We start from the raw sequence: 17,947 nt of genomic DNA, 5'->3' as shown, positions 1-17,947 counted from the left end.
CTGCCCGGCAGGCCCGGATCGCGGGAGCGGTCCGGGCCAGGGCTTCGGGCGGCCGGGTCGCGCGGTCAGCCGACGGTGAACTTCTGGGCCGCCGTGCCGTTGCAGTCGTAGATCTGGAGGCGTGTGCCGTTGGCCGTGGCGCCGGAGGGGGAGTCCACGCAGCGGCCGCTGGTCGGGTTCTTCAGGGCGCCGTTGCTCTGCGGAACCCAGTTCTGGTAGCCGCCGCCGTTGCAGTTGGCCAGCTGGAGCTTGGTGGTGTTGGCGCTGTTGCCGCCGGCGATGTCCAGGCACTTGCCGAGGGTCTGCAGGGTCTGGCCGCTCCAGGTCCAGTGCTGGTCCTTCGCCGCCGACTGACAGTCCCAGAGCTGGACCGCGGTGCCGTCGCCGCCGGTGTCGTCGCCCGCCACGTCCACGCACTTGCCGCCCGGGCCGGTGATCCTCTGGCCGGTCGGCGTGCCGCCCCCGGAGCCGGGTGCCTTGTTGTAGACGGCCACCGAGTCGATCACCAGCTTGCCGCCGGAGACCGTCGCCGCGTTCGGACCGCCGCCGAACGCGTCCGGGAAGCCCCCGCCGATCGCCAGGTCGTAGATGATGAAGAAGGGGTGGTCGATCGCGTCGGCCCAGGTGCTCGCGTCGACCTGGTTGGCCTTGACGGTGTAGAAGTTGCTCCCGTCGAGGTAGAACCGGACCTGTTCCGGCGAGACCGAGCGGTCGATCTCCACCGCGTAGTCGTGGAAGCCGGTCTGGCAGCCCGAGCACGCGCGTTCGCCGGAGCCGATGCCGGTCGACTCGTTGCACGGGCCGCCCGGGTTCACACCGCAGTGGATGGTGCTGAAGTGGGAGTTGCGGCCGTTGATGTTCTCCAGGATGTCGATCTCGCCCGACCTCGGCCAGGAGACACCGGAGCGCAGGGGCGCGCCGAGCATCCAGAACGCGGGCCAGTAGCCTGCCCCGTTGGAGGTGTTGACGTTCGGCTGCTGGAGTACGGACTCCATCCGGACGACTCCGCCCGCCGGCGCGCCGAAGGTCGCCGCCTGGGTCTCCACGCGTCCGGACGTCCAGCCGCTTCTGGGGTCGGAGCCGGAGTGCAGGGCTCGGAGCACGAGATGGCTCTGGCCGTCGTAGTAGACGTTGGACGTGCTGTTGGTCATCGTCTCGATCTCACCGGTGCCGAACGAACTGCCCGGCCCGGTGTCGTACTTCCACAGTCCCTGGTCGATGCCGGTGCCGGAGGCGCCGTTGAAGTCGTCGCTCCAGGTGAGAGTGAAGCCCGCCGGGGGAGCCGGGATCGCCGCCTGGGCGACGTTCGACGAACCGACGAGGGTGGTCGCCACCGTGACGGCGACGACAGGGAGCAGCCCGAGGGTTCTCCTCCACCCGCTGCGCCGTCGTACTGGCCAACTCAATCGCATGCGTCCGACCTCCGTGGGGGTGGGCGGAGAGGCACGCTTTCGCCTGTCTCTGAACCGCCTCTGACGAGTCATCACTGACATGGGTGTCGCCATGCGTCGATCCCGTCCTGAAGGATCGGGGCGGCAGCGAAACATGTCATGGACACAGAATGTCGACCCAGGTGATTGTTCGGCAAGGTGTCGGGACCGGCAGCCTGCAGCCTGGTCATCGCCCTGTCATCGGACGGGAAACCGTGCTGGATCCGGAGGACTCCTGAGCTAGGTTGCCTCGCATGAAGCCTCAGGTGTTTCTCTTCGATCTCGGTGGTGTCGTCTGCCGCTTTCACCGTGAGCGGCGGCTGGAACGCCTCGGCGCCGCCTGCGGGGTCTCCGCGCGGCGCGTCGAGTCGGAGCTCTACGACTCCGGGCTGATCGCGGCCTGGGACCGGGGGAAGGGCGGCGCCGACGACGTGGAGCGGGAGATCCGGCGGCGCCTCGGTTTCCCGGGTACGGCCGGGGAACTGCGCCGCATCTGGTGCGGGGCGTTCGAGCCCGACCCCGAGGTTCTGGCCGCGGCCGGCCTCGTTCGGGACCGGCCGACGGCCCTGTTCACGGACAACGACGCGTTGCTGCGCGCCGGGCTGCCCGAGCGGCTGCCCGAGGTGGACGAGCGCTTCGACGTGCTCGCGTTCTCGTGCGCGCTCGGTGCGACCAAACCGGCCGAGGACGCCTTCACGGGAGCGCTCGGGCTGCTCGGGGCCACCGCCGGTGAGGCGTTCTTCGTGGACGACCGGGAGGCCAATGTCCGGGCCGCCCGCGAACTCGGCCTGACCGCTGAGCTCTTCGAGGGCGGGGCGGCGCTCCGGCGCACCTTGGAGCGGCTGCTCACGGGCTGAGCCCCCGCTCACCACACCCCGTCGCGCCCGGCCGCCCCCTCCGTGGACTCGCGCAGGACCAGGCGGTGCGCCACCACCCGGTCCTGCGGGTGCTCCGCGGCCGCGGCGTCCGTCTCGTCCGGGCGGCGCGTGGCCTCCTCGATGCGCCGCAGCAGCAGGTCCACCGCGACCCGGGCGACCGCCTCCTTGTCCGGGGCGACCGTGCTCAGGGACGGCACGCTGAAGCGGCCGCCCTCCACATCGTCGAAGCCGATCACCGCCACGTCCTCGGGCACCCGTGCCCCGTAACCGTGCAGCGCGCGCAGCGCACCCAGCGCCAGCTGGTCGTTCAGGCAGAGCAGGGCGTCCGGCCGGACCCCGGCGGCCAGCACCCGCCGGACCGCCTCGGCGCCGTCGCTCATGTGGAACGCCTCCACCGGCAGCAGCGACGCCGGGTCGCAGGGAAGGCCCGCCCCGGACAGCGCGAGGCGGAAGCCACGGGTGCGGGCCTGGGCCGTACCGACGCAGCCGTCGTCCCGGCCGCCCACCGTGAGGATGCGGCGGCGGCCCAGGGCGAGCAGGTGCTCGGTGGCCTCGCGGGCCGCGCGTTCGTTGTCGATCGCCACATGGTCCGCGCCCTCGTTGAGCAGCTCGCCGAGCAGGACGGTCGGCGGCGGCCCGGTGTGGGCGCGCAGGTCGTCCGGCGCGAGGGCGAGCGGGCTGAGGATGACGCCGTCCACGAAGTCCGAGCCGAAACCGGCGAGGGCGGCCTTCTCGCGCTCGCGGTCGGCGCCCGACTGGTGGATCAGCACGGTCAGGGAGCGTTTTTCGGCCTCCCGGACGACGTACTGGGCGAGTTCCGCGAAGTACGGGACGTCGAGTTCGGGCACCACCAGGGCGATGATCCCGGTGCGTCCGCTGCGCAGATGGCGGCCGGCGAGATTGATGCGGTACCCGAGGTGGTCGATGGCCTCCTGCACCACACGGCGCGTCCGTTCGGACACGTGCACGTAGTCGTTGAGCACGTTGGACACCGTTTTCTCCGACACCCCCGCGTGCCGTGCGACGTCCTTGATCCTCGGTCGTGCCACCCGTGACTCCCCACCCTCGGTACGCGCCGAGTCTATGCCGTACCCCCCGGCTGCCCCGGACCGATGGGCGGCGCTTCCGGCACAGGTGATGCCCCAGCTCTTTACAGCCAATGTACATCGATGTAAAAACAGGGCACCGCTCCGGGAGACCGGCGCGGATCACCCCCGATGTGCACGGGCGGCCGACGGCTGCCGTGCCGATGGCGCATGCCGTCGGCCGGGCACGTCGTCCGGCCGTCGAAAGGTCAGTGATGAACTCTGCACCTCCCGCACGAGGGCTGCCCGGAGCCTGGGGCCCCGGCCGCCCGCCCGCCATCGGGCGCCGCAAGCTGCTGCGTTACGGGACGGCCGGGGCGGCCGCGCTCCTCGCGGCGGGCCCGCTCACGGGGTGCGCGTCGCCGGCCGGCGCGAGCGGGGCGTCCGCGCTGAAGGTCTGGGACCTCTTCCAGGGCGGCGACGGCATGCTCATGGACGAGATGATCGCCGCCGTCTCGAAGGGTGCCGACGGTTTCGACGTGGACCGCACGATCCTGGACTGGGGCCCGTCGTACTACACGAAACTCGCCATGTCGGCGGCGGGCGGCCGGGCATCCGACGTCGCCGTGCTCCACCTGTCACGGCTGGCCGGATACGCCCCGGGCGGTCTGCTCGACCCGCTCGACCTGGACGTCCTCGCCGAATTCGGCGTCAGCGAGAAGGACTTCGCGCCCGCCGTCTGGAAGCGCGCCCAGCACCAGGGCACCGTCTATGCCGTCCCGCTCGACGTCCACCCCTTCATCGTCTTCTACGACAAGGACGCCGCCGACAAGGCCGGACTGCTGGACTCTGCCGGCCACCTGGCGCCGATGGGGTCGCCCGAGGCGTTCCTCGACGCCGGCAAGAAGCTCGCCGAGATCACCGGCGAGTCCGGCGTGCTCTTCGGCCACGTCACCGACACCGCCCAGAGCTGGCGCCAGTTCGCCGCGCTGTACGCCCAGACCGGGGCCTCCTTCACGCTGCCCGACGGCGGGCCGCCGAAGATCGACATCGATGCCGCGGTGAAGGTCGTCACCTTCATGAAGCAGCTCTTCGACGGGCGCACCAACCCCAACAACCTCGACTACAACGGCGCGATGGCCGCCTTCATGGACGGCCGCGGCGGCATGATCATGGCGGGGGAGTGGGAACTGCCCACCTTCCGCAAGTCCGGCATCAAGCACCTGGGCGCCGCGCCCTTCCCGCAGGTCTTCGCGCGGCCGGCCGTCTACGCCGACTCGCACAGCTTCGTCCTGCCGCACCAGGACGACCCCGACCCCGCCCGCCGCCGCCAGGCCCACCGGTACATCGCCGAGATCGTCAAACAGAGTCTGACCTGGGCGAGCGCCGGCCACATCCCCGCCTATCTGCCGGTGCAGGCCCGCCCCGAGTACGCCAAGCTCGACCCCCAGTCGTCCTACGCGGCCGCCGGCGAGATCGCCGTGCTCGACCCGCCGAACTGGTTCGCCGGAGCCGGCGGCAACTTCCAGAACCGCATGTGCCAGCCGCTCCAGTCGGCGCTGCTGGGCAACACCTCCGCCGAGAAGGCGGTACGGCAGATGGTCCGTGAGGCGGACACGCTGCTGCGCCAGCCCAACCCGGTCGCCTGACGACAGCCGAAGGAGCCGCATCGTGACCACCACCGCGCCCGCCGGAGCGTCGGCGCCCCCGCAGCCACCCTCCGCGACACCGGCCGCGCCCCGGCGCCGCCGCTCGCTGACCCGGGGCGGCGGGCTGTTCGTCCTGCCGTTCCTGATCGTGTTCGCGCTCTTCCTGGTCTGGCCCATCGTCCAGGGCCTCTGGATGAGCCTCACCGACGCCTCGCTCAGTCTGCGCGGCACCGAGTTCGTCGGATTCGCCAACTACTCCGAGGCGTTCGGGGACCCGGACGTCTGGAGCAGCCTCGGCAACACCGTCTTCTTCACCGTCATCTCGTGCGTGCCGCTCGTCCTGGTCGCGCTCGGCATGGCGCTCCTCGTGCACAGCGGACTGGCCGGCCAATGGGTGTGGCGGCTGGCCTACTTCGCCCCGTACCTGCTGCCGGTCACCGTGGTCACGCTCATCTGGACGTGGCTCTACCAGCCCGACATCGGCCTCGGCAACCAGCTGCTGACCTCGCTGGGCATGGAGCCCGTCGGCTGGCTCTCCGACGAGTCGGTGGCGATGTGGTCGGTCGCCGCCCTCACCGTCTGGTGGACCGTCGGCTTCAACTTCCTGCTCTACCTGGCCGCCCTCCAGTCCCTGCCCACCACGTACGACGAGGCCGCCGCGCTCGACGGCGCGGGCGCCTGGCGGCGGCTGTGGTCGGTCACCCTGCCGCAGCTGCGGCACACCACGGTGCTGGTCGCGATGCTCCAAGTCCTCGCGTCCCTGAAGGTGTTCGACCAGATCTACATCCTGACCAAGGGCGGCCCCAACGGCTCGACCCGCCCGATCCTCGAGTACGTCTACGACGTCGGGTTCACCGGATACCGGCTGGGCTACGCCTCCGCGGTCAGCTACATCTTCTTCGCGATCGTCATCGTCGTCTCCGTCCTGCAACTCCGCTTCTTCCGTCAGGAGGGCTGACCGTGTCCGCCATCTCCACCCCCGTGCGCCGGCCGCGCCGGCCGCGCGAGGAGTCCGGCTCGCCCTTGCTGCTCGGCCACGGACGGCTGCCCCGGGTGCTCGCCGGCACCGCGCTGGCCGTGCTGGCCGTCGCCTGGCTGCTGCCCTTCGTGTGGGCGGTCGCCACTTCGCTGCAGAGCGAGCAGGACGTGATGAAGTCGGGCCTCTCGCCGTTCAAGGGGGCCTTCACACTTTCCGCGTACCGGCAGATCCTGGAGCGGGGCAACGTACCGACCTGGGCGTTCAACAGTCTGCTCATCTCCGTCCTGGTCACCCTGCTCACCACGGTCGTCTCCATGCTCGCCGCGTACGGCTTCTCGCGCGGCACCTTCCGCGGCCGCCGGGCCCTCCTCGCGGTCACCGTCGGAGCGATCATGGTTCCGCCGCAGCTGCTGATCGTCCCGCTCTTCGACCAGATGACGATGTTCCACCTGGTCGACACCTACGCGGCGGTCATCCTGCCGCAGGTGGTGGCGCCCATGATGGTCTTCATCCTGAAGCGCTTCTTCGACGCGATACCCCGCGAGCTGGAGGACGCCGCCCGCATCGACGGCGCCTCCGAACTCCGGGTCTTCACCTCCATCGTGCTTCCGCTGTCCCGCCCGATCGTCGCCGCCGTCGCGATCTTCGTGTTCATCGGCGCGTGGAACAACTTCATGTGGCCCTTCGTCGTCACCAACGACCCGGACCTCATGACGCTCCCGGTCGGCCTCGCCACCGTCAAGGACGCGTACGGCATCCAGTACGCCCAGTCCATGGCGTCGGCCCTGCTGGCCGCGCTGCCGCTGATCGTGATGTTCCTGCTCTTCCAGCGGCGCATCGTCAACTCCGTCGCCACCACCGGTCTCGGCGGCGGCTGACCCCCACCGACCGCCCCTGCCCCGGCCCCGGTCTTCCGGCCGGCCGCCACCACGATCCACCTGGAGTACCTGTGCACAACCCCTCCGTCCCCCGTCCGGAGTACCCGCGCCCGCAGTTCGTACGGCGTGACTGGCTCAACCTCAACGGGACCTGGCAGTTCGAGACCGACCAGGGGGACAGCGGTCTCGAACGCGGGCTCCTCGAACGCGACCTGACCGGCGAGATCCTCGTACCCTTCGCCCCCGAGTCCGAGCTCTCCGGCGTCGGTGACACCGACTTCCTGGAAGCCGTCTGGTACCGACGCCGGTTCACCCCGCCCGCCGAGTGGGCCGGCCGCCGGGTGCTGCTGCACTTCGGCGCCGTCGACCACGACACCACCGTCTGGGTGGACGGCACCGAAGTCGTCCGGCACCGCGGCGGGTTCACCCCCTTCACCGCCGACCTCGGCGAACTCGGCCCGGCCGGACGCGAGGTGGAGATCACCGTCCGCGCCCGCGACCCGAAGTCCGGCCCGCAGGCCCGCGGCAAGCAGGCCATCCAGTACGCCAACCACGACTGCAACTACACCCGTACAACAGGCATCTGGCAGACGGTCTGGGCCGAGCCGGTCCCCGAGGCGGCCCATCTGCGCCGCCCCCGCATCACCCCCGACCTGGCCGCGGGCGCCTTCCATCTCGAACTTCCCCTGTCCGCCAACCTTCCCGGCCACCGCGTGCGCGCCGTCCTCAGCGACGACGCGGGCGAGGTCTGCCGCGCCGAGGCCCGCGCCGACCTCGACCTGGCACCCCGCCTGTACCTGCCCGTCCCGGCGGACCGGCGCCGCGAGTGGAGCCCAGAGGACCCCCACCTGTACGGACTGCGCCTCGAACTCCTGGGCCCCGAAGGCGAATCCGTCGACACCGTGGAGAGTTACGCGGGCCTGCGCTCCGTCTCCATCCGGGGCAAGGCCGTCCTCCTCAACGGCCGCCCCCGCTTCCAGCGCCTCGTACTCGACCAGGGGTGGTACCCGGACGGGCTGATGACCGCCCCCACCGACGAAGCCCTGGTCCGCGACATCGAACTCGCCATGGAGGCCGGCTTCAACGGGGCCCGGCTGCACCAGAAGGTCTTCGAGGAGCGCTTCCTCCACCACGCCGACCGGCTCGGCTACCTGGTGTGGGGCGAGTTCGGCGACTGGGGCTGCGAGGTCGGCGGCTCGTCCGGCGACAACCAGCGCCCCGACGCCTCCTTCGTCGCCCAGTGGCTCGAAGCCGTCGAGCGGGACTACTCCCACCCCTCGATCGTCGGCTGGTGCCCGCTCAACGAGACGTACCAGAAGCTCCACGACCGGATCACCCAGCTCGACGACGTGACCCGTGCGATGTTCCTCGCCACCAAGGCGATGGACACCTCCCGCCCGGTCATCGACGCCTCCGGCTACTCCCACCGGGTCCTGGAGACCGACATCTACGACTCCCACACCTATGAGCAGGACCCGGCCGCCTTCCGGCAGCTGGTCTCCGGGCTCGCCAAGGGGGAGCCGTTCGTCAACGCGTACGAGAACGGCGCCGCGTACTCGCAGCCGTACCGCGGACAGCCCTACTTCGTCAGCGAGTTCGGCGGGATCTGGTGGGACCCGGAGGCCGCCGCGGAGCAGTCGGGCAGCGACCGTACGGTCTCCTGGGGCTACGGCGACCGGGTGCGCACCGAGGACGAGTTCCACGAGCGGTTCGCCGGTCTGACCGGTGCGCTGCTGGCGGACCCGGACATGTTCGGCTACTGCTACACCCAGCTGACCGACGTCTTCCAGGAGCAGAACGGCGTCTACCGCTTCGACCGGGGCACCAAGCTGGACATCGCCCGTATCCGGGAGGCCCAGCTGCGGCCCGCCGCGATCGAGGAACCGGACGCCGGCTGACGGTCGCACATGACGGATGCCCGCCCCTCCCGGCACGGAGGGGCGGGCATCCGTCGTCGTCAGACGCGTTCGAGGCGCCAGAGCTGCGGCTGCTGGCCGTTGCACGTCCACTGCTGGACGTTGGCCCCGGCCGTACGGGAGCCCTGCGAGACGTCCAGGCACTGCCCGGAGGACTTCACGACCAGGCGGTAGTAGCCCCGCCCCGCGTTCTGCAGCCGCCAGTCCTGCGCGGTCGCGGCGTTGCAGAACCACTGACGTACGTTGGCGCCGGGCGTGGCGGAGCCGTTCTCCACGTCCAGGCAGTAGCCGCTGTTGACGCCGGTGAGGGTGAACGCGTCGCCGTGCGCCCGCAGCGTCCACGCCTGCGGGCCGAGGCCGTTGCACGTCCACTGCTGTACGTTGCCGCCCGCGTCCCGGGAGTCGGCGGCGACGTCCAGGCACTGGCCGCTGTTGGCGTTGACCAGCCGGTAGCGCGCACCGTCCGCCACTCCGGCCGCGTCACCGCTGCCGGTGAGCGGACCGGTGGCCACGTACGGGCGGCAGACATTGCCGTCCCAGTCCGTCGCGATCTCCAGCACGGTCCGCCCGTCGGCCGAGGGCAGCAGCGGTGAGCTGTAGTTCGGGCAGTACGTGGCCGTCGGTGCCGCGACCTTCACGGGGGCCTCGATCTCGTACCACGGACCGGTGCCGTTCTCCGTGTTGGCGAGGATCGTGCGGCCGCTGTCGGCGGCGGGCGTGCCGTCGCGGTTCAGGAGCTGCTGGCCGATCAGGAGGAGCCGACCGTTGGCCCCGCCGCCGGGCGCGGGCGACCAGGCGATGGTGGGCGCGGCGCGGAAGTACTTGCCGTCCACGGTCTCCGGGCGGTAGCCGAGCGAGGCGGGGTCGCCCCAGTTCCAGCCGTCCGCCGAGGTCCGGTAGTGCACGACGCACTGGTACTGGCCGCCCGGATTGCAGATCTCGTAGCTCATGAAGTACGTGCCGTTCGGCAGCCGGCGCACCATCGGCATCCCCGGCCGGTCCGGCTCCCAGGAACTGGCGACCGTGTTGCGGCGGTCCTGCCAGGTGACCCCGTCGTAACTGCGGGCGGCCGCGAGCTTCTGGTTGTGCGCGGGGTCCGTCTCGTCGGCGTAGTGGCAGACGAGCGCCCCGTCGGCGGCGACGGAGAACTCCGGCTCCCACAGCCCGCCCGTGCCGTTCGCGGTGGCGCAGGTGGAAAGGTAGGACCAGGTGCGGCCCACGTCGTTGCTCCGCCAGACGCGCAGCGCCATGCGCCGGTTCTGCTCGTCCGCACCGGAGGAGGCGGACCACAGCAGGGTGCCGGGAGCCAGCGAGCCGACCTGGCGCGGCAGTTCGAACAGGGTGGAGCAGCAGAGGCCCTGCCCGCCCGACGACTCGGGGTCGGCCACACCGCCCACCTGCCGGAAGGTGGCTCCGCCGTCGGTGCTCTCGTGGATGGCACCGATGCCGTTGTTGCCGTTGAAGGTGACGACGCTCGCGAGCACCCGGCCGTTGGCGGCGCCGCTGTGCTCCAGCCGGATCGCCCTCGGGTAGAGGCCGGTGCCGCTGCCCAGCGGGGTGCCGTTGGCGGTGGCGACGGCGGGCGCGGAGGGGGCGGCGGAGGGCGCTGCCGACGCCGGGGCGAAGGACAGGCCGAGGGCGGCGGCCAGGACCGGGGCGACGGCGCGCGCCGCCCAGCGGGCGAGGCGGCCGGTCGGCGCGGGGGAGGGGTGGGATGCGGGTCTGGGTGGTCGGCGCAAGGAGAGCACGGGAGTCCTTCCTCGGGGGCACGAAGACGTGGGGGGTGGCCGAGCGGGGCTGCTGACGGCGAAACAGTAGGGCCGGATGTACATCGATGTAAACAGGCCGTACAGCTTCCGCTTCAACAACTGCCGAGGTGCGTAAGGGCGTTGCCGACGAAGGGGGCCGTCAGCCTCGGGGCGCCGTGAGCGTCATCTCGAACGAGTACCGCGATGCCCGGTACAGATGACGGCCGTACTCCACCGGGCGCCCCCCGTCGCCCAGCACCGTGCGTTCCACGGTGAGCAGGGTGCCGCCGCGCCCCTCCGTGAGGAGCCGGGCCTCGGCCGCAGTGGCCCGGCGGGCGCCGATGGTCTGCTCGGCGGAGCGCAGCGCGATGCCGGACCGCCGGAGCAGTGCGTAGAGCCCGTGCGAAGCCAGGTCCTCCTCGGTGAGGTCCGCGAGGCCCATGGGCAGGTGGTTCTCCAGGACCGCCATCGGCTCGTCGTCCGCGTACCGGAGCCGGCGCAGCTCGACCGCCTGCATGCCCGGTTCGAGCTGGAGGGCGGTGGCGACCCGGCCCTCGACGGGGCGCACGCGCAGCGACAGGACCTCGGTGCGCGGGCGGCGGTCCTCGCGTTGCAGGTCCTCGTACAGGCTGGTCAGTTCGACCTGCCGGCGGACCCGGTTGTTGACCACCTGGGTGCCCACCCCGCGCTTGCGCGAGAGCAGTCCCTTGTCCACCAGGTGCTGCATGGCCTGACGCATCGTCGGGCGCGAGAGGCCGAAGCGGTCCGCGAGCGCGATCTCGTTCTCCAGCCGGGCGCCGGGCGCCAACGTGCCGGACTCGATGAGGTGTTGGAGCTGCTGCGCGAACTGGAAGTACAGCGGAACGGGGCTGGACCGGTCGATGGTGATCAGCCTGGTGAGCGGTTCCATGCCGGGCTCCTCGGAACGTCGTGCCACGTACCCAGTATGCCGTAACCCCACGTTCAGCTCAGTACGTATATATGTCAGTACAAATGCTTGACCGGCTGCGATCGGCGACGATACAAAGACGAAGATCAGGAGCGTCGGCCAGCCGGCCCCCCATCCGCCCCGGAGGCACCCGCGCATGCGCATCGGACTCATCGGAACGGGCCGCATCGGCGCGTTCCACGCCGCCACCCTCGCAGCCCTGCCCGCCGTCGACCGCCTCGTCCTGCACGACGCCGTCGAGCAGCAGGCCCGCGAACTGGCCGGGAAGCTGGGCGCCGACTGGGCGGGGGACCTGGACGCGCTGCTCGGCTCCGGCCTGGACGGTGTCGTGATCGCCGCCCCCACCGCCGTCCACGACGCGCTCATCCGCGCGGCGGTCGCCGCCGGGGTCCCCGTCTTCTGCGAGAAGCCGGTCGCCGCCGGTCTTGACGCCACCCGCGCCCTGCTGGCCGGTATCGCCGGTTCCGGGGTGCCGCTCCAGGTCGGCTTCCAACGCCGCTTCGACGCCGGGTACGCCGCCCTGCGGGACGCGGCCGCCGCCGGGGAGCTGGGCTGGCTGCACACCGTACGGGCGTGCACCGCCGATCCGGCGCCCCCGCCGGCCGGATACCTGCCGCTGTCCGGCGGCATCTTCCGCGACTGCGCCGTACACGACTTCGACAGCGTGCGCTGGGTCACCGGCCGGGAGGTCGTGGAGGTCAGCGCCACCGGGGCCAACAGGGGTGACGGCTCCTTCGCGGCGGCCGGTGACGTCGACACCGCCGTCACCGTCCTCACCCTGGACGACGGCACCCTCGTCAGCTGCACCGCCACCCGCTACAACGGCGCCGGATACGACGCGCGCATGGAGCTGGCCGGCTCGCTGGCCACGCTGGCCACCGGATACGGCGACCGCGCGCCGCTGCGGACCACCGCCGGAGGGGAAGCGTCCGGGACCGCCCCGTACGACGGATTCCTGAGCCGCTTCCACGACGCGTACGTCGCCGAGATGGCGGCCTTCACCGAGGTCGCGGCCGGGCTGCGGCCGAGCCCCTGCACCGGGGCCGACGCCCTGGCCGCCCTGCTGATCGCGGAGGCCGCCGACCGCTCGCGGCGCACGGGACGGCCGGTGCGCGTCGAGGGGTGACGGCGGTCGGCCGGACCGGGTGAGTGCTCGAATGAAGGTCCGGTTACCATATGAGCGCCGCCTAGCTCGAAAGATAAACCTGTGACTGTCAATGACGACGCGTTCACCAACTGGAAGAACCGCGAGGAGATCGCGGAATCGATGATTCCGATCATCGGGAAGCTGCACCGCGAGCGGGATGTCACCGTTCTCCTGCACAGCCGTTCGCTGGTGAACAAATCGGTGGTGAGCATCCTCAAGACCCACCGATTCGCCCGGCAGATCGACGGCGCGGAGCTCTCGGTCACCGAGACCCTGCCCTTCCTCCAGGCCCTCACCACCCTCGACCTGGGTCCCTCCCAGATCGACATCGGCATGCTCGCCGCCACCCACAAGGCCGACGCCCGCGGCCTCAGCGCGGCGGAGTTCACCGCGGAGGCCGTCGCCGGCGCCACCGGGGACAACAAGATCGAGCGCCGCGAGGCGCGCGACGTCGTCCTCTACGGCTTCGGACGCATCGGCCGCCTGCTGGCCCGGCTGCTCATCGAGAAGGCGGGCTCCGGCAACGGCCTGCGGCTGCGCGCCATCGTGGTCCGCAAGGGAGCGGGCCAGGACATCGTCAAGCGCGCCTCGCTGCTGCGCCGCGACTCCATCCACGGCCAGTTCCAGGGCACGATCACCGTGGACGAGGCCAACAACCGGATCGTCGCCAACGGCAACGAGATCCAGATCATCTACTCGGACGACCCGACCTCCGTCGACTACACCGCCCACGGCATCGACGACGCGATCCTCATCGACAACACCGGCAAGTGGCGCGACCGCGAGGGCCTCTCCAAGCACCTGCGCCCCGGCATCGCCAAGGTCGTGCTGACCGCCCCCGGCAAGGGCGACGTCCTCAACGTCGTGCACGGCGTCAACCACGACATGATCAAGCCGGACGAGCAGATCATCTCCTGCGCCTCCTGCACCACCAACGCGATCGTGCCGCCGCTGAAGGCGATGGCCGACGAGTACGGCGTGCTGCGCGGACACGTGGAGACGATCCACTCGTTCACCAACGACCAGAACCTGCTGGACAACTACCACGGCTCCGACCGCCGTGGCCGCTCCGCGCCGCTCAACATGGTCATCACCGAGACGGGCGCCGCCTCCGCCGTCGCGAAAGCGCTCCCCGACCTTGAGGCGACGATCACGGGCAGCTCGATCCGCGTCCCCGTACCGGACGTCTCGATCGCCATCCTCAGCCTGAAGCTGGGCCGCGAGGCCACCCGCACCGAGGTGCTCGACTACCTCCGCGAGGTGTCGCTGACCTCCCCGCTCAAGCGGCAGATCGACTTCACGACCGCCCCCGACGCGGTGTCGAGCGACTTCATCGGCTCGCGCCACGCCTCCATCGTGGACGCGGGACCCACCCAGGTCGACGGCGACAACGCGATCCTCTACCTCTGGTACGACAACGAGTTCGGCTACTCGTGCCAGGTCATCCGGGTCGTGCAGTACGTCTCCGGCGTCGAGTACCCGACCTTCCCGGTCCCGGTCGCCTGACCCCGGCCCCGACGACGACAGGTCCCGCCCGCCGCGACGGCGGGCGGGACCTTTCCGTCAGCCGGTCCCGGAGACCGTGACGGCGGGCGCGGGTGCGTACCCCGTGGCCCGGGTGGTGAACGTGCCCCGGCCCTGCGTACGGCTCCGCAGCCGCGTCGCGTAACCGAACAGCTCGGCCAGCGGCACCGTGGCCGTGACCACCGCCGCACCGCCCCGCGTGGTGGAGCCGGAGACCCGGCCGCGCCGGGCGGCCAGGTCGCCGAGCACCCCGCCGACCGCGTCACCGGGAACGGTGACCGTCACCTCGACCACCGGTTCCAGCAGCACCATCGCGCTCGCCCGCAGGGCCTCCCGGAGCGCGAACCGCCCCGCCGTGCGGAACGCCATCTCCGAGGAGTCCTTGGGATGCGTCGCGCCATCGGTCAGCGTCACCCGCACCCCGGTCACCGGATGCCCGCCGAGCGGACCCTCGGCCAGCGCGTCCCGGCAGCCCGCCTCGACCGCCCGCACGTACTCCTGCGGCACCCGGCCGCCGACGACCGTCGAACCGAACGCGAACTCCGCCGCCTCCCCGCCGCCGTCCCCGCCGGTGGCTTCCAGCGGTTCGACGTCGATGACGACATGCGCGAACTGCCCGGCCCCGCCGTCCTGTTTGACGTGCCGGTAGACCAGCCCGGACACCCCGCGCACCAGCGTCTCCCGGTGCGCGACCTGCGGCCGGCCGACCCGGACGTCCAGACCGTGGTCGCGGCGGATCTTCTCCGCGGCCACCTCCAGATGGAGTTCGCCCATGCCCGAGAGAACGGTCTGACCGGTCTCGGGGTCCGTCCGCACCACGAGCGACGGGTCCTCCTCGGCCAGCCGGACCAGGGCGGCCATCAGCCGCTCGGTGTCCGTGCTCCGCCGCGCCTCCACCGCCACCGACACGACCGGGTCGGCCACCGTGGGCGGTTCCAGGACGAGCGGGGCACCGGGTGCGCACAGCGTGGCACCCGGGCGGACGGCCTTCGGGCCGATGACCGCGACGATGTCCCCGGCCACCGCCGCGTCCACGTCCACATGCCGGTCCGCCTGGACCCGCAGGATGCGCCCGACGCGCTCACTGCGCCGGGTGGTCGCGTCCAGCACCGTCTCCCCCTTCCGGATCGTTCCCGCGTACACGCGCAGATACGTCAGCCGTCCCGTCGCCGTCGCGTTCACCTTGAACGCCAGTGCGGCGAAAGGACCTTGAGGATCGGCCGCCCGCTCCTGCACCGCACCGTCGAACATGCCCCGTACCGGCGGCACATCGAGCGGGGAGGGCAGATACGCGACGACCGCCTCCAGCAACGGTTCGACACCCCGGTTCCGGTACGCCGAACCGCACAGCACCACGACTCCCTCACCGGTCCGCGTCAGATCCCGCAGCGCCCCGGTCAGCGTCTCCTCCGAGAGCTCGGAGCGTACGCAGAACTCCTCCAGGGCCGCCGGATGCAGCTCCGCGACCGCTTCCTCCAGGAGCCGCCGGCGCCGGGCCGCCTCCTCGCGCAGCTCCTCGGGCACCTCGTCCTCCTCGTACGCGTCGGCGCCGTCCGCCCACACCAGGGCGCGCATGCGGACCAGGTCGACCACCCCGCGGAAGGCGTCCTCCGCCCCGATGGGCAACTGCACCACGAGCGGGACGGTGTGCAGCCGGTCCCTGATCGAGGCGACCGCGGCGTCCAGGTCCGCCCCGGCCCGGTCCAGCTTGTTGACGAAGGCGATACGCGGGATACAGTGGCGGTCCGCCTGGTGCCACACCGACTCGCTCTGCGGCTCCACCCCGGCCACCGCGTCGAACACCGCGATCGCGCCGTCGAGCACCCGCAGCGCACGCTCGACCTCGTCGGCGAAGTCGACGTGCCCGGGGGTGTCGATGAGGTTGATCCGGTGACCGTCCCAGGTGCAGCTGACGGCCGCGGCGAAGATGGTGATGCCCCGGTCGCGCTCCTGGGAGTCGAAGTCCGTGATGGTCGTGCCGTCGTGGACCTCACCGCGCTTGTGCGTGGTGCCGGTGGTGTAGAGGATCCGCTCGGTCACGGTGGTCTTGCCGGCGTCGACATGGGCGAGGATGCCCAGGTTGCGGACGGTGGTGAGAGCGGTGACGGGAGAACGGTGCTGGTGGGTACGCACGGCCGGTGGCCTTTCGGGATGATCCGGAAGAAGACGGCGCGATACCCCCGGACGAAGCGGCCCGGATCCGGGCCCGAAGGACCCACTGACATGACCGCACGTCAGAAGTGGTGCGGGTCCCGGGTGTTCGTCACGGGGTCCGGGGCCGGCCGCGCAGCCGGCTCCGGGCGGCGCGAGACACCAGGATCACCTCGAACCGCGACGGGGGGACGACGGCGGCGGTGCGGTGGCGCACGGCGGTCTCCCCTCAACGGTCACGGCGGACGCGCCGGCGAAGGGCCGGCGCGCGGTGTGCGGCGAGTCTAGGGAAGGCGGGGCGCGCGGGGGAACCGGTTTTTCGGCCGGGTGGGTCCCGGACCCAGCGGCCGGCAGGCGCTGCGGCACCGGCGCAGGGCGTTCCGGCCGCAGCCGCGCCACTCGGCGGGCGACGGCCCCACACCCCGGCCGCCCCGGGTGATCAGGGCGTTCACCGGGGTGTGCGGGTCCAGGGCCATGGTGCGCGCGAGCAGCACACCGATGACGAGCGGGGCGAGCGACAGGGCCAGAGAGGTGCCGGCGCTGGTGACGTGCCGGATGCGGAGGCGCTGGGGGTCGGGAGCCATGACCCCATTTCAGCGGCGGCGCCCCGGTCCCGGATCGGGGGACGTACTCAGACCGCACGGCCCGGATACTCAGCCGGGCCGTGCGGTGCGCCCCGCCGGACGCTCAGGCGTTGGTGCCGGAACCCCCGCCGGACGCCGCCTTGACGCCCTTGGTGATCGTGTCCAGGACGGACAGCGAAGGTGCCTTGCTGCTGATGTCGAAGCCGGAGCGGATCACCACCAGCCTGTTCTTGGCCAGCGGGGACGGGAAGGCCAGCGACTCGACGTAGCCGTCGTCGCCGTTCTTCGTCACGACCTTCCAGCGCACCCGGTAGCCCTGCTGCCCGGCCACCGTGACCGCCTCGGACTTCAGCTCCTCGTGCGAGGTGATGCCGCCGTAGATCTTCTCGCCGTAGGACTCGTCGGCGTTGGTCTCGATGTCCTTCTCGGCGGTGGCCTTCGCCGTCTTGGTGGTCAGCTTCAGCGCCTCGGCGGGGGCGGAGAACACCCCGCCGCGCACACACGTCTGCTCGGTGTCACCGGGGCAGGCGTAGGACCCGGTGGTCACCCCGGCGCCCATGCCGGACTCACCCTTCCAGCCGTCGGGGACCGGGATGCTGATGCCGCTGGCGAGGTCCGTCGCGTAGCCGTCCTCGATCTGCGGCCCGCCTTGCTCCGGCGACTCGCTGCTGCCGTTGCCGCCGTCGCCGCGCTCGTCCCCGCTGCCGCCGCCACCGCCCGGGCCGCCGCCGCGCTGCCGGTCCGGTCCGGGGGAGGGAGAGGCGGACGGGGCGGGGGCGGCGGTGTCGCTCTTGCCGTCCGAGTCGTCCGTCAGCAGATAGACACCGCCCCCGATGGCGGCGAGCACCACCACGGCGGCGGTGATGCCTGCCCCGACGCGTATGCGCCGGCTGCGGACGGCCGCCGGCGGTACGCGCAGATGGTCGGTCCACTGGGTGCCGTCCCACCAGCGCTCGTGGCGGGGGCCAAATCCTGAATACCCGGGGTCTGGATGCCAGCCGGGCGGGCTCGTCTGGGTCACGCCCGACACGGTAACCGGACTGCCTGAGAATCCTATGAACTGGGTGGGTGATCCCGGCCGGGCCGCCC

14 protein-coding genes are annotated in these 17,947 nt (G+C 71.6%); 7 read left to right on the top strand and 7 right to left on the bottom strand.

Annotated features, from left to right (window positions below):
* Positions 1–65 precede the first annotated feature (65 nt).
* Positions 66–1,412, bottom strand: a complete 1,347-nt coding sequence (locus tag ACFZAT_RS08125) for a ricin-type beta-trefoil lectin domain protein (RefSeq protein ID WP_391261853.1) — start codon at positions 1,410–1,412, stop codon at positions 66–68.
* Between the two features lie 272 nt (positions 1,413–1,684).
* Here ACFZAT_RS08125 and ACFZAT_RS08120 point away from each other — a divergent pair, with 272 nt between their 5' ends.
* Complete coding sequence (locus ACFZAT_RS08120) at positions 1,685–2,287, top strand: HAD-IA family hydrolase (protein WP_391261850.1); 603 nt, start codon at positions 1,685–1,687, stop codon at positions 2,285–2,287.
* Between the two features lie 8 nt (positions 2,288–2,295).
* Here ACFZAT_RS08120 and ACFZAT_RS08115 read toward each other — a convergent pair whose 3' ends face one another.
* Positions 2,296–3,357: a substrate-binding domain-containing protein gene (locus ACFZAT_RS08115; RefSeq protein WP_391261847.1), complete on the bottom strand. Its 1,062-nt coding sequence runs from the start codon at positions 3,355–3,357 to the stop codon at positions 2,296–2,298.
* 251 nt (positions 3,358–3,608) lie between these two features.
* Here ACFZAT_RS08115 and ACFZAT_RS08110 point away from each other — a divergent pair, with 251 nt between their 5' ends.
* From ACFZAT_RS08110 to ACFZAT_RS08095, 4 genes are all read left to right on the top strand, one after another.
* Positions 3,609–4,982, top strand: a complete 1,374-nt coding sequence (locus tag ACFZAT_RS08110) for an extracellular solute-binding protein (RefSeq protein WP_391261844.1) — start codon at positions 3,609–3,611, stop codon at positions 4,980–4,982.
* 22 nt (positions 4,983–5,004) lie between these two features.
* The gene (locus tag ACFZAT_RS08105; RefSeq protein ID WP_073965642.1) at positions 5,005–5,940 is read left to right on the top strand and encodes a carbohydrate ABC transporter permease; all 936 of its coding nucleotides are present in this window, start codon (positions 5,005–5,007) and stop codon (positions 5,938–5,940) included.
* Between the two features lie 2 nt (positions 5,941–5,942).
* Entirely contained in the window at positions 5,943–6,839 is an 897-nt protein-coding gene (locus tag ACFZAT_RS08100) for an ABC transporter permease subunit (protein ID WP_391261842.1), read from the top strand.
* 71 nt (positions 6,840–6,910) lie between these two features.
* On the top strand, positions 6,911–8,737 hold the full coding sequence (locus ACFZAT_RS08095; protein ID WP_391261839.1) for a sugar-binding domain-containing protein: 1,827 nt from the start codon (positions 6,911–6,913) through the stop codon (positions 8,735–8,737).
* A gap of 59 nt (positions 8,738–8,796) precedes the next feature.
* Here the strand turns inward: ACFZAT_RS08095 and ACFZAT_RS08090 are convergent, their stop codons facing one another.
* Positions 8,797–10,503: an RICIN domain-containing protein gene (locus ACFZAT_RS08090; RefSeq protein ID WP_391261836.1), complete on the bottom strand. Its 1,707-nt coding sequence runs from the start codon at positions 10,501–10,503 to the stop codon at positions 8,797–8,799.
* 160 nt (positions 10,504–10,663) lie between these two features.
* Entirely contained in the window at positions 10,664–11,413 is a 750-nt protein-coding gene (locus tag ACFZAT_RS08085; RefSeq protein WP_391262730.1) for a UTRA domain-containing protein, read from the bottom strand.
* A gap of 175 nt (positions 11,414–11,588) precedes the next feature.
* Between ACFZAT_RS08085 and ACFZAT_RS08080 the strand changes: the two genes are divergently transcribed.
* Together ACFZAT_RS08080 and ACFZAT_RS08075 are read left to right on the top strand one after the other, a co-directional pair.
* Positions 11,589–12,578 carry a Gfo/Idh/MocA family oxidoreductase gene (locus ACFZAT_RS08080; protein WP_391261835.1) on the top strand — a complete coding sequence of 330 codons (990 nt, stop codon included), beginning with the start codon at positions 11,589–11,591 and terminating at the stop codon, positions 12,576–12,578.
* Positions 12,579–12,659: 81 nt separating this feature from the next.
* The gene (locus ACFZAT_RS08075) at positions 12,660–14,105 is read left to right on the top strand and encodes a glyceraldehyde-3-phosphate dehydrogenase (protein ID WP_391261832.1); all 1,446 of its coding nucleotides are present in this window, start codon (positions 12,660–12,662) and stop codon (positions 14,103–14,105) included.
* Between the two features lie 57 nt (positions 14,106–14,162).
* Here the strand turns inward: ACFZAT_RS08075 and fusA are convergent, their stop codons facing one another.
* The 3 genes from fusA to ACFZAT_RS08060 form a co-directional block, all read right to left on the bottom strand.
* Entirely contained in the window at positions 14,163–16,256 is a 2,094-nt protein-coding gene (gene fusA, locus ACFZAT_RS08070; RefSeq protein ID WP_391261829.1) for an elongation factor G, read from the bottom strand.
* Between the two features lie 302 nt (positions 16,257–16,558).
* Positions 16,559–16,858, bottom strand: a complete 300-nt coding sequence (locus tag ACFZAT_RS08065) for a hypothetical protein (protein WP_391261826.1) — start codon at positions 16,856–16,858, stop codon at positions 16,559–16,561.
* Positions 16,859–16,961: 103 nt separating this feature from the next.
* The gene (locus tag ACFZAT_RS08060) at positions 16,962–17,879 is read right to left on the bottom strand and encodes a DUF2510 domain-containing protein (RefSeq protein ID WP_391261823.1); all 918 of its coding nucleotides are present in this window, start codon (positions 17,877–17,879) and stop codon (positions 16,962–16,964) included.
* Positions 17,880–17,947: the final 68 nt, after the last annotated feature.

The organism is Streptomyces sp. NPDC008163 (genome assembly GCF_042956885.1).
In the GTDB taxonomy this organism is placed as follows: domain Bacteria; phylum Actinomycetota; class Actinomycetes; order Streptomycetales; family Streptomycetaceae; genus Streptomyces; species Streptomyces drozdowiczii_A.
The sequence above is the reverse complement of the archived record's forward strand: the minus strand, read 5'-3'. Positions and strand labels throughout refer to the sequence as shown.